The organism is Gimesia sp., from assembly GCF_048260065.1.
Taxonomy (GTDB): Bacteria; Planctomycetota; Planctomycetia; order Planctomycetales; family Planctomycetaceae; genus Gimesia.
Map to the genome: position 1 here is coordinate 50,354 of NZ_JBLXHC010000007.1, position 12,143 is coordinate 62,496.

At 48.6% G+C, this 12,143-nt stretch carries 6 protein-coding genes; all 6 read left to right on the forward strand.

All coding sequences use genetic code 11. The features are described from left to right. The first annotated feature begins 201 nt into the window (after positions 1 to 201). The 6 genes from ACN0YN_RS14550 to ACN0YN_RS14575 all read left to right on the forward strand — a co-directional run bounded on the left by ACN0YN_RS14550 (position 202) and on the right by ACN0YN_RS14575 (position 11,878). Positions 202 to 903, forward strand: a complete 702-nt coding sequence (locus tag ACN0YN_RS14550) for a PspA/IM30 family protein (protein ID WP_417385745.1) — start codon at positions 202 to 204, stop codon at positions 901 to 903. 39 nt (positions 904 to 942) lie between these two features. After that, positions 943 to 1,830, forward strand: a complete 888-nt coding sequence (locus tag ACN0YN_RS14555) for an RNA polymerase sigma factor (RefSeq protein ID WP_417385746.1) — start codon at positions 943 to 945, stop codon at positions 1,828 to 1,830. Next, positions 1,823 to 5,890 (forward strand): protein kinase domain-containing protein, encoded by a 4,068-nt coding sequence (locus ACN0YN_RS14560; RefSeq protein WP_417385747.1) that lies wholly within the window; start codon positions 1,823 to 1,825, stop codon positions 5,888 to 5,890. The genes ACN0YN_RS14555 and ACN0YN_RS14560 overlap by 8 nt, the downstream gene beginning before the upstream one ends. A 17-nt stretch (positions 5,891 to 5,907) precedes the next feature. Further along, a complete protein-coding gene (locus ACN0YN_RS14565; RefSeq protein WP_417385748.1) occupies positions 5,908 to 9,753 on the forward strand; it encodes a hypothetical protein in 3,846 nt (1,281 codons plus the stop codon). Between the two features lie 258 nt (positions 9,754 to 10,011). Then, positions 10,012 to 10,833, forward strand: a complete 822-nt coding sequence (locus ACN0YN_RS14570; RefSeq protein ID WP_417385749.1) for a hypothetical protein — start codon at positions 10,012 to 10,014, stop codon at positions 10,831 to 10,833. Positions 10,834 to 11,227: 394 nt separating this feature from the next. After that, the gene (locus tag ACN0YN_RS14575) at positions 11,228 to 11,878 is read left to right on the forward strand and encodes a hypothetical protein (RefSeq protein ID WP_417385750.1); all 651 of its coding nucleotides are present in this window, start codon (positions 11,228 to 11,230) and stop codon (positions 11,876 to 11,878) included. The last annotated feature ends 265 nt before the right edge of the window (positions 11,879 to 12,143 follow it).

Sequence of the window (12,143 nt, forward strand, 5' to 3'; positions counted from 1 at the left end):
GAGAAATTGAAAATGGTCTGACCGAACTCGCCCTCCCGCTACATCAAACTGATGAACCGTGAACTTACTTCACATCATGGTCCATTCTAGAGGCATCACATTTATCCATAGTGTCTGTCAATCTAATAGACTCGGTCCAAATGGACCTGGAGACGCTACAGTAAACTGGACACAGTCTAAAACAATTTTCAGGGAGATCTCATGCGAATATTTGAACGAATCAACGATATTATTGCGGCCAACATTCACGACATGATTGATCAGTTCGAAGACCCGGAAGTCATGCTGAAGCAGGCAATTCGAGAAATGGAACATTCGATCGATACTGTGACCCAGGATACGGCACGCGTGATGGCAGGGGAAAAGCGGTTGATCAAGGAATTGACCAAAAACGAGCTGGAAGCGCAAAACTGGCAGCAACGTGCCATGCAGGCAGTACAGAACGGAGACGATCAGCTGGCCCGCAAAGCGCTCGCCCGAAAAAAAGAGCATGAAAACCTCAGTCAGGCACTGAAAGAACAGCTGGAACCCGTCAAGAAAGCGGGGGAAACATTAAAAGTTCAGCTGTCGGCCATGAAAGCGAAACTGGCGGAAGCCAAGCGACAACTCTCTGCCTTACTGCTGCGCAAGCGATCTGCAGAGATCCGCAAACAGTCGCGTACCTCATTAAATTGCCAGCAGACCAAAGCATTCAATTCAAATGCGTTTCGTAAGTTTGATCGTCTCCGCGAAAAAGTTGAAGAGGCGGAAGCAGAAGCAGATGCGCTGGACGAACTGAATGCCATGGTGGATGTAACATCGATGGAACTGGGAGGACAGTTTGATAAAGATTCACTTGCAGATGGCGTCCACTCAATGGAAATCGAAGAGGAACTGAATGCCTTGAAGCAAAAGAAAGACTGATCCTTCCGCGCATGAGCAACTTGACAAATGATCCTGGCAATGCAGAGAATAAAGAGTGTTTCACTCATACTGGAAGGAAGAGGCATCGCGACTGTGAATCGTTTCCCTCAAACCCGGCAGACGCTGATTCAGCAAATCGTAGCCAGTCGTGATGCTCCGGAGTGGAAAACGTTTCTTGATGATTACTGGGGACCGGTCATCCGGTTTGCGGTTCGCATCGGTAATCTCAAAATACAGGATGCCGAGGACGTCACAGCAGAGACGTTCAAAACGCTGCTCTCTTCAGATTTACTCTCACGCTGGCTGGAAGACCGGCGTTCCAGACTGAGCACTCTATTGTGCACTGTGGTCAGAAATATCATTTCGAATCGAGCCAGAGTACAGTCTGGCCGTGAGAAAATCATGGACGAGATCACCCCTGCTCTGGCAGCAGAGATGACAAGTCGACAGAGTGATTCAGTAGAAGACCATTTTTACGAAGCCTGGGCAGAAGAACTGCTACATATAACCTTACAGCAGTTGCAGCAGGATTGTTTCAGTCAGGGACGCGTAGATGCCTTTCGCGTATTTTATGGTAAATCTCTGGAAGGCCTGTCCAATGTAGAAATCGCGCGCTACCTGGATCTGAAAGTGACGGATGTCGAAAATTATTACAAGCGGACTCGGGGGCAACTGGTGGACCGCTTGCGGTTTGCGATAGAGGAGCATGTCCGGCGATACGGTTATCGAGACAATTTTTCTGAAGAAGTGGAACTGGAATGGCAGACCCTCGGTGAGTTTCTGAAATCACATGGCGATTTGGAATCGATATTCCGGCAGCTATCTGAAGAATCGGATGAGTTACGATTGCGGAAACGACATTCAAAAGCAGATCTATTACAACAGTTGACATCGGTTGTTAAGCGAAAGACACCACAGCATGACTGACCGCCAAAAACTGGATCACGAACAGCTGCAAGCCGCATTAATGCGGCCGGATTCCAGTCAGTCAGCCTTGAAAGAAATTTTAGAAGTCTTACTTGGGGTGACAGAGTCCATCCGCGATCGTCACCAGGCAGGACTACTCTGTGGCTTCATCTCTCCTTCGCAGATTTGGTTTGATGAAACGAAGCGCACCTGGCGGGTCGCATTTAAAACATCAGATGTGTCAGAGCCCATTGCATTTCCTGTTGAAGCAACCTGGTATGAGGCGTCTTCCCGTGAGAAGTTACAGGCATTACCGGTCAACATTGCGGAAGCGCAGCTGAAAGTTGACCAGCTCGGTCTGGCGTTTCCTGTCTGGTCGATAGACAGTTTCTCACTGGGAGAGCTTATCTGTCGGATCACAGCAGACTGCAGTGTATCGGAATATCTGCAAAGTCCCCGTATGCTGCAACTCATTCCAATAGAACTCCGACCTCTGATCGATCGCGCACTGGGATTTGATCCCAGTCAACGCTCTGAATCGATCGAAGATCTGATGACTCAGCTCATAACGATTCAGAACACCCTCAGGCAGGAAGCCTTGACCGAAGACCTTTCAGACTCCGAAAGCCCGAACCGGGAACTGAAAAAGACGACAATGGATTCCTGCAATGAGCAAACAGGACTTCCATTTGAACGGATTGGTCACTTTCACATCCTGAGGCGTATTGGCAGTGGCGGGATGGGGGACGTTTATGAGGGGTATGATGAATCTCTGAAACGCAAGGTGGCAATCAAGGTTCTGCCACCGGAACTGGGTCGGCATGATTCATTCGTGAAGCGGTTCTACTCTGAAGCTGCCAGCGTCGCAAAAATCGTGCATCCCCACATCGTTCAGATCTTTTTCATCGGGGAAGAGCACGGTCACCACTTCTTTGCCATGGAATACGTCGATGGAGAGTCTCTGGCGGAACAGCTGGGCCGGGCACCTCTTTCCATCGCAGATGCCTTGAATGTAACCGCACAGATTCTCGAAGGTCTGCAGGCGGCGCATCGGGTGGGGCTCGTGCATCGGGATGTCAAGCCGGGAAACATACTCAGAGAACAGGAAACCGATCGTTATCTGCTGGTCGACTTCGGGCTGGTCAAATCACTGCAGGACAACGACGGGCCTACGCACTCGGGAACCGTGCTGGGCACGATGGATTACATTTCTCCCGAACAGGGTAGCAGCAGAGCCGTCGATGCCCGGAGCGATTTATATTCATTGGGAGTGGTGCTCTATGAAATCATCAGTGGAAAGCTTCCGTTTTATGCGGACAGCCCCACAGGGATGATCTTTCAACATGTCTATGAGCGCCCTGTGCCTCTGTCCGAAGCAGCTGGTCTGGTTCCTCTTGAGGTTTCGGCCATTGTTTCAAAAATGATGGCCAAGAATCCGGCACACCGCTATGCTGACGCCCAGGCTGTCCTGAATGACATTAAAGCGTATCAGAATGGGGAGCCACTTCCTTCACATGCTGATCAGATGCTGCAGAATGATGCCGACTATTTTTTCAAGCCGGCAGCAAAGGCTGCAACCACCAGATCCGCAACCGTCATTATCTCTGCACCAGATTTTTCTGATTTCGATGAAGAACTGGAGATTCTCAATAGCGGCCCGTCCAGTCTCTGGGGCCGCTTAGTAGAGAGAATTCACGACTGGTTTGAAACGAATTCACCGTACTGGGCGGAACGACTGCAGAACACTCAGATGCAAGTCGACCGGGCTATTCTGAAGCTGGAACGACACCGAGATCTGCTGGCATCCCTGAACCGTGATGCGCAACTGCTGTTCAAACAACTGCAGCAGGATATTAAAACGAAAGAGCAGCTACAGGATACCAGCGAGTCTGAAGATGATTTCCTGCTGATAGAACTGCGGGCCGCCTGTGATCAGCAGGAAGAACAGGCCGAAACCATCCAGAGACAATTACATCAGGTCAATGCCCGGTTGGCCCAGGTGCGAACCGAACGCGATGTTCTACTGGCACGGTTACGTAGTGCAGAAACTCGCAAACACGGGGGGAGTGCACCTCGCAGTCGAACGGTGGCAACCATTCTCCTTCTGGTCGCCTGTTGTATTGTAGCGTTGTTTCTATTTAAGGGCACTTATTTCAAGACGGTGCAGTCTGGACAGAATAAACCGGTGGCAAACGCTACAACCGCAGTCAATGCGAGAGCACAGGAACACAACTGGCCCATTACATCTCCCGAGGAGATTGTCATCCCACTCCAAGCCAGAGTTCGGGCGATGGACATTGCTGTCACACGGTACATCGACGAACCTGCCTACACAGTCATCGCTGCTCTCGATAACAATACATTGCTGAAATATTACTTTCGAAGTGGGTTGAAATATGTTGTTCAATCGGGATTTCAGGGGATACCTGCAGGAGTGAAATCTGTTGTTCTTTCTCCACGGGCAACGTTGACTGCGGTTGCAGCCGGAGACAATTCGATACGTCTCTACGAAACGGACAAAAGGGGAATGGAAGAATACCGCCGACTGGAGGGACATGTTCAACCTGTCATCAGTATGGCCTTTTCCGATGACGAATCGACTCTGGTATCACTGGGGGAGGACCTGACAGTCCGTTATTGGGATCTCAGTTCTGGTACGGAAATCCGTCGTTTCGAAGTCGGACGTAACCGTGCCGTGCTGATGGCAGCGAATGGTAATCTGAGTCGGCTGTTGATCGGAAAGGAATCTCCCATCGACGATCCACTTGTCCTGTGGAATGCACTCGAATCGCGACCGGAAAAGGTCTTTCCAATCGAGGGGGCCGTCTCACTCCTGTCTCTCTCAAAAGACGCGCGATCGGCACTGACTTATGCAGTAGGACATATTATTGTTTGGAATGCCCAGACAGCCGAAAAGATTCGTATGTTAGCAACGGGCAGTCATGCTGGTGCCCTTGCTCCTGATGTCAATCGGGCATTGACGCTGGAGAACCGCAGTCTCAAACTCTGGCAGACCGACACGGGAGATCTGATTGAGACACGTGAGTTGAAAGTTAAGTCCAGCTACAAGACTAAAATGCTACTCGCGCAAAACGGGGCTGCAGGCGTTGTGGCGACTACTGATAAGACACTGCATCTGTGTTTTCTCCCCGAGGTCCCTCCGCCAAAAAATCTCGTGTATCAGTTTCACGCGGAGACCCCGATTCACTCCCTGGACATTGCCCCCGATGGGGTCTGGCTGGCCGGGGGAGGAGAAGGAATGATCTACGTGTGGAACATGAATCATCCTCCTGCGAGTTTTGTTCTGAAGTCACCCAATGAGATTTCAAGTGTGGCGTTTTCTCCAAATGGAGAATTCCTTGCCTATGGAACGGGGCAGAAAGGGGCCAGAACCAATTATGTCGGCGTACGGAAAATGGAATACACCGATCAGGTGCAGCGTTTGCTCAATAAATCAACTGACTGTCAAAAACTGGAAGGATTTGAAGATCGAATATCGTCCTTGGTATGGGACCAGAGCGGCAAGCTGATCCTGGCGGCCAGCCAGAGCGGTCAGCTTAAGAGCTGGTTACAGGAAAAGAACGAAGTGAAGTCTGAACAGCAGTTGAAAGTGCCGATATTGCATCTGACGCGAGTCGCGGATAGTGCCCGTTGTCTACTCGTCACGGGAGCCCATGCACTGGAGATCTGGGATTTTGATCAGAGTAAACCGCCGGAAGATTTCCTGCAAACCGCTTTTGAAGGGATAGACTGCGCCGTCAGTGAGGAAAACAAGCTGATGGCAATCGCCGATCGCAGAGGACTGATTCATCTCCTCTCACAGGATGATCACTCGACAGTGAGTGTATTGAAGAGTGATACCGATCTGGTAACGGATCTGTGCTTTGTACCCTCTTCCCATCTGTTGGCAGCTGCGTACAGTAGCGGGACAGTTCGATTGTGGGATACAAAACAGTTCAAGGTGATGAATGAGTTTCGCTATGACCATTCCCCTGTGACGGCGCTCAAAGCGAGTGCCGATACCCGGCATATCATTGCTGCTTCACTGGATGGAAACGTCAATATCTGGAAACTTCCCTGAACCCCGGGAGTAAGATTATGAAACGAAAATGGTGGATTACAGGTGCCGGACTACTCGTTTTGCTCGCCGTGGGAATGGCCCGGAAATTCGACCTGTTCTCACTGACCGCAGAGTATGTTACTGACGTCGCGCACCAGAAGCAGATGGCCAAACAGACGTTTACTCCGCCGACTCCACCGCAGAGACCCAGTGAAGAAGAAGAGCAGCTACGTGAACAGCTGCAGGAAAGAACCGACAATCGCGGGCGCATTCTCTTTCCTCCGACTGCAGTCGCTGAGATGAAAATCGATCCCGAACTGGTGAAAGGAATTCCCTGGGAAAAGCAGTATCAGCCTGTTCCTCTGAATAAAGTGAAGGTTACTTACACCGAAAATGAGTTTCAACAGGATCGTGCGGAATGGTACCAGAATCTGTTTTTAACAGAATATGAGCAGCACGGCGACAATGATCCCAGGTGGGATGAAGCGGCGCGTGCCTTTCTGAAAGAGGCAGGCCGACGGGCATCAATTGCCCGTTATCGGGCTCTTCGTTCACCAAAGTATTATCCCGACCAGCTGGACGACCAACTGGCGAAACAGGGAACCGCAGTACTTGACCTGGGTTGCAATGATCCCCTGGTAATCAGCCTGTTGATTGAAGCGTTATCGCGACAGAAAGAGTTTACGAATCTACCCGGCTATGCCAAAAAACTGCAGGAACTCTACACTCCTGATCGCTACTCAGAGATCGCACGTTTTCAGGTCCTCAAAATGCTGGTGCAGTACGGAAAGGGGAAAGATTTCAGGGAAGAAAAGTCAAACTGTTTCCTCAAAGCCATCCAGAACAGGCAGCTGTCGTCACTCGAAAGACGGATTTATCTTCATGAATGTCAGATCATATTTGCTCCGGTACATCAATCGAAACAGGGCCAATTCATTATTTCTCTGGAACAGCTGACTGACGCCGATCCGTGGCTCAAAAACATGATTCTGGGAGAGTTTTATCATGAACTGGGGGCGAACGAAAACATGCTTAGAACTTTTTGGCCCGCCTATGACCAGGTCAGTCAGACAAACTGGTCCAATGCAAGATCAGTAACAATGGGACATTTGCGTAAATCCTATCGCCTGTATCTACAGGCGTATCAGATCGCCCCTGAACTTCCGGAAACCTCGCTGAAACTGTATCGCACGTCGTTCCCACATTATCCAGAGACGGATACGGATAATGAGAATTCCGAGGAGAAAGTGAATTCCAGTCGACTTTCTCCCGCGAGCCCGCGCTACTGGTTTGACCAGGTTGTTGCGGCCCAGTTTGACTACAGACCCATGTATCGCATGTACCGCGGATCTTTGATTCCACCACCAGTCATTTATGAAAACTGGGAGCGTTTTCAACCAGTGCTCCAGTTCGGAATGGAGTGCCTCAATACCGAACGGTTTGATACGCAGGTTCCGTTTGGTTTTCTGGATGCCGTGGAGGCGATTATTAATCACAGTGAATATTCGAGTGGGCCGGCTGGACCCCGTAACCGGGAGGTTTATGGATTTAAAGACATTCTGCCTCAGATGAAGCGGATGATAGACGGGTATACTCCCCATTTCACTGCAGATCAGAAAGATTATTATGCCTCACTTCTGGCTGGCATCCATTGGATCCAGGGGGATAAGGAAATTGCGAAAGAGCAGTTTGCAGCGCTGGGTTCGCGATTGAATCCGAAAGCAATTGAGAAAGTGTTTATGGATCAGATGGAAGTCAAACGCAGTGAATCCAGGAGAAAAGACAACGTTCTGCTGACACTCGACCTGAATGAGCTTCAGGATGTCTGTTACCTGTCCGATGGTTCGCGGTTGATGCTTTCGCTCCCCGCAGGCAAAGTTCAGATCTGGGATCTTAAAACTCACGAGATGGTGAAAGAGCACTCCCTGCTGGCTGAGATCAAACCGGAAGTCCCGATCCAGAACAGTTTTTCTGATTTCGGAAAATATTACACCTGCTATCAGCATCCTGAAATGAAAATCTATGAGACGGAATCGTTTTCAGAAGTGGGTAGCCTGAAATTACCTGGGAAGGAACCGGTGAAATCACATCGCGTTTCGAATACGGGAAAGTATGTCGTTGTCGTACTGGCTGAACAGGTGGAGATCTGGGAAGTCGCCACACAGAGTAAAATTGCTGAAATCAACATTCGCGCGGTAGAAACGAAGGTGTATGAATATGACTGGACCGACTTCCTGCAGCACATCAGGAAAATCTGTTTTACCGCCGATGATTCACAGTTGGCTTTCGTGCGCGGTGGAGTCATCAAGAAATTCCGTCAAGGTTACTGGGCGCCCGGTGAACTTCCCCACGTCGTCAACATTTTGTACGTCTGGAACCTGGAGCAGAATGAACTGAGTTATCAGGGAATTCCATTTCAACCAAACATCAATTCGATTGGATTTACTGAAACTGAAAACGAACTGCTGGTCTCAGGCACAGAATGGAGTCTGGTACAACGTGACCCCACCTGGGAACCTGAAACGAAAGAGACCCATTCGATCAAATTGCTGAATCTCGAAAATAAAGAGACCATCCAACAGTATGCAGGTCGTGACAAACCTCTCTGGGTACCGAATGCATTTGGAAAAGATCGTTCCCGGTTGATCGCCATGTCGGGAAATGAGCTGCTGGTCTGGGACTGGAAGACTGGCCAGGAACTGACCAGTTTACAGCAACATCCTCGCGACGTGCGTTATCTGTTGACTCCTCCTGAAAAGGATAAAATAGTGACGATCGATACCAAGGGAATGGTGAAACAATTTTCCGATGAACTGATTCCCCATCAGCGGCTTGTACTGACGGAGCCCGATCTGTATCCCCATCAGCATCCCCGCGAAATCAAATTTCAACCGGAAACGAAGCGAATTGGAGTCTGTAATGAACAGACGGGAGCGTTGATCTGGGACTTTTCTGATCCTGTCTCGGTTAAAGGGAGGCTGTTCAGAACCTCGGGACCGGTAGGAACCAGGGCGTTCGATTTCAGTTCCGACTTAAAATTTCTCGCGACAACCGCAGACACGCTGCCCGGGGCAATCATTCGCGAACTCCAGGAGCCGGCTCCTGTTTCCATCTGGGATACGGAATCGGGCGAAGTCGTACGCGTACTGGAGGGAGAAACCAGTTTTGTCGAATCGGGTACATTCGATCCGACGGGTCGTTATTTTGTGGGTGGGCTGAAGGATGGCAATATCATGATCTGGGATCTGGAGTCAAAATCCAGTCAACCGATCCAGACCCTGAAAGATCACGTTGCCAGCGTCACAGAACTGAAGTTTTCCCCGGACGGAAAGCTCTTACTCTCAGGGGGATGTGGAGGGGAATCGTTTGGTAAAAAAATCATGCCAACAGTAAAAATCTGGACCAGGTCTGCGTCTGGCGAGGGATTTCAAGTCCAACAGACGATCGAACTGGATCGCAAGGTCCCCCCCACCTTTGGCGTGGAGGATCTGGACCTGTCTCCTGACGGCAAATGGATCCTCGCCACCTGCAATCACCAGGCTTCTCTGATCTCAATAGAAGGCAAGCTGCGCTGCACGGTCGAAGGAGGGACAGTCCTGTTTTTACCTGACAACAGTCAGTTCATCACCGCCGGGGGAAGGACGATCCGCAGCATTACCCGCTGGAATTATGATGGGCGAGAGACAAAGTCTTATCCGTACAATCCACCACGGTCCATTACGGTGTTATCACTCTTCCCTGATTCCACAGCTTTGCTGTCATCATCTTACGGGGAAGGAATCAAAGGCTGGTTTCTTCGATCGGGCGAACAGGTGACCTTTCTGGCTGATCTCTATGCTGTTGAGGGACCTGAGAATGACAGCATACAACAGAAGGGGAATTGAATTTCACCTCTTACCAGTAAGTTTCGGACTGTCACCTGCAGTGCATCGGGGAATCTGTTACCAATCCGGTTCGTAATTTAACCACACCTTATACGGGAAAGATTTCTATCATTCGAACTCTTTGAGAGTCGGACGAAATTTACCCAAATCGCGATAAAGTATTTGCCCCGTAATTTATAAACATGTACAGTACAAGTTGGTTCTACCTGTTACCGGAGTTAACTGGTGAAGTGAATACTTTTCAACAAGGAATAAACAATGATGAGAACTACGACTGCGCTCTCGATTTTGCTTCTATTCATCTTCACTACCAGTTGCAAGGAAATAAAACCTCCTGCTGAAACTAAGACGGCGCCTGTCGCAAATGAAACCAATGAGACTGAAGTCCCTACAGACGACGCTGCAATGCCAGAAGTAGAGTTTCCAGAACCAGGGACTGAAACAATGCCCAACCCTGAGACGCCTGCAAATACGAATACCAAGCCTGGAAAACTGACTCCTGTCCAGATACAGAGTAGAAATCGAAAAGCAGCAGAAAAACTAAAGCAGGACCTGAAGCTGCAATCCCGGGCAGGCGACCTCGGTTTTATAACTCCAGTAGTAAATGATGCCGGAGAATATGAATCACTCACCCTGATGGGATTCAAAATTACCGATGATGCAATACAAAAGATTTCAGAGATGGGTTCATTAACCACTGAATTGGGACTCAACCAATGTGAGGTCACGGATGAGCAGATCGGTCAACTCGCAAATATGAAAACTCTAAAGTCATTAAAGTCAATCGAATTCAGCAGCCTTCCCATCACCGGGAGCAGTCTCGGTATGCTGAAAGTTTGCGACAAACTGGAAAACCTTAATTTGAGTGGTTGTCCCTACCTTACAATCGATCAGCTCCCATCTCTTCCCTCTTTGACTAAACTCAACCTGTTAGATTGCAGAATGGTTGCCGATAAAGACATTCCCAAGCTGGCGTCAATGAAGAAACTTGAATCCTTGAACTTATATCAAACTTCGATCACACCGGCAGGGATCGCAAAATTAAAGGAATCACTCCCCAATTGTAATATCTCTCAATAGAGGCGGGAGGCAATGAAACGGTTTCGATTGATTACATCACAACAGGGAATGAAATACAGTCAGGTTCGCTGTTCATATTCTCTATTCGTTATAACTCAGAGATCTTCTGTCACTGGCCAGATTTTTCTGACTAGACGATCTGGAGAATCCAGCATACTGATCACAGAAAATGTGGTTTCCTGAGGAAGAAATCCCCATATGGCTATTTGTGTATTGTAAACTTTATACACGATGTGAACATATTCTAATTGCGACCTGGCCTGAACCACTAAACACTTCTGGATTATGTCCAGTTTTACAATAGCGTTTCCAGGGAAATCTGGACCAGGTAGATTCGAATGCGCGACGCTATATTTTAATGTGATGCGCTCTAGTCAAACTGGAGAATTGAGAAATGCCATCTACCTTTCGCTGTACTTTGATAGTACTCTTCACTCTGATATCAGCAACTCCTGGAATCTGTGATACAAAATTTGATAACACAAAGATCTGTCCTGTAGAGACTCCATTTAATGCGTTACCTGCTGTAACCGAAATCACCAAAACAACTCCCGAAACAGACGATGTAAACGAAAATAGTTGTGAAAAAAAGTCATGCCCTCATTGCTGTTTTGTTGATGCAGTTTTCACCAAAGCAGCCCGATTTCCCGTCAATGAATTCGGCACCTGTGGCCAGGTTTATGAGACTGACGCAGTCATCATCTACGAAGATATGGTGCTTCAATCACAGGGGAACGGAAAGTATCTGGTAAAATTTGTTGTGGAAACCCCGGAGATTCCTGTAACAATGCGGCTGCAGTTTGTGGTTAAGAAAAAAGTCTCTGGTAAAAAAGAGAAGACCATCGGCACAATTACACTCCCCCCGATCACAATCGATCCCGCACAACGGGAGAGCAACACAGGGAGCCGATTCTGGGTCATCAAACACAATGGTTATTCAAGCATTCTGAATGAGTGTCACTGCAAATTGAAGGATTATAAAGTGATTCGACAGGGCACTGCCAGATTCGGATCCTACTCCAGCCAGACGGCCTTCCATTATTAAACGGCATAATCTGCCGGTAAAAACCATCCTCAATAGCCAGTTCATGTAACGTGCGACTGGCTTTTTCTTTAGCATGACACAATTTTTTATATTCAATGTACACAGCCCACATGGGTGTAAACATTTCCACAAAATCGGAACAACCGTTTAATATTAACAGCCTTTCCTCCGATAGAGAACAAAAGAAACTCATCGCGCATCTGAACAGTGTAATTGAGAGATCCGTTCTGATGCACAATAAACACCTTTCTGATCTCCCCATTTT

Bases quoted from the DNA above. Each gene is read 5' to 3' on its own strand.
- ACN0YN_RS14550 (WP_417385745.1), top strand. From the start codon at position 202: ATGCGAATATTTGAACGAATCAACGATATTATTGCGGCCAACATTCAC.
- ACN0YN_RS14555 (WP_417385746.1), top strand. From the start codon at position 943: ATGCAGAGAATAAAGAGTGTTTCACTCATACTGGAAGGAAGAGGCATC.
- ACN0YN_RS14560 (WP_417385747.1), top strand. From the start codon at position 1,823: ATGACTGACCGCCAAAAACTGGATCACGAACAGCTGCAAGCCGCATTA.
- ACN0YN_RS14565 (WP_417385748.1), top strand. From the start codon at position 5,908: ATGAAACGAAAATGGTGGATTACAGGTGCCGGACTACTCGTTTTGCTC.
- ACN0YN_RS14570 (WP_417385749.1), top strand. From the start codon at position 10,012: ATGATGAGAACTACGACTGCGCTCTCGATTTTGCTTCTATTCATCTTC.
- ACN0YN_RS14575 (WP_417385750.1), top strand. From the start codon at position 11,228: ATGCCATCTACCTTTCGCTGTACTTTGATAGTACTCTTCACTCTGATA.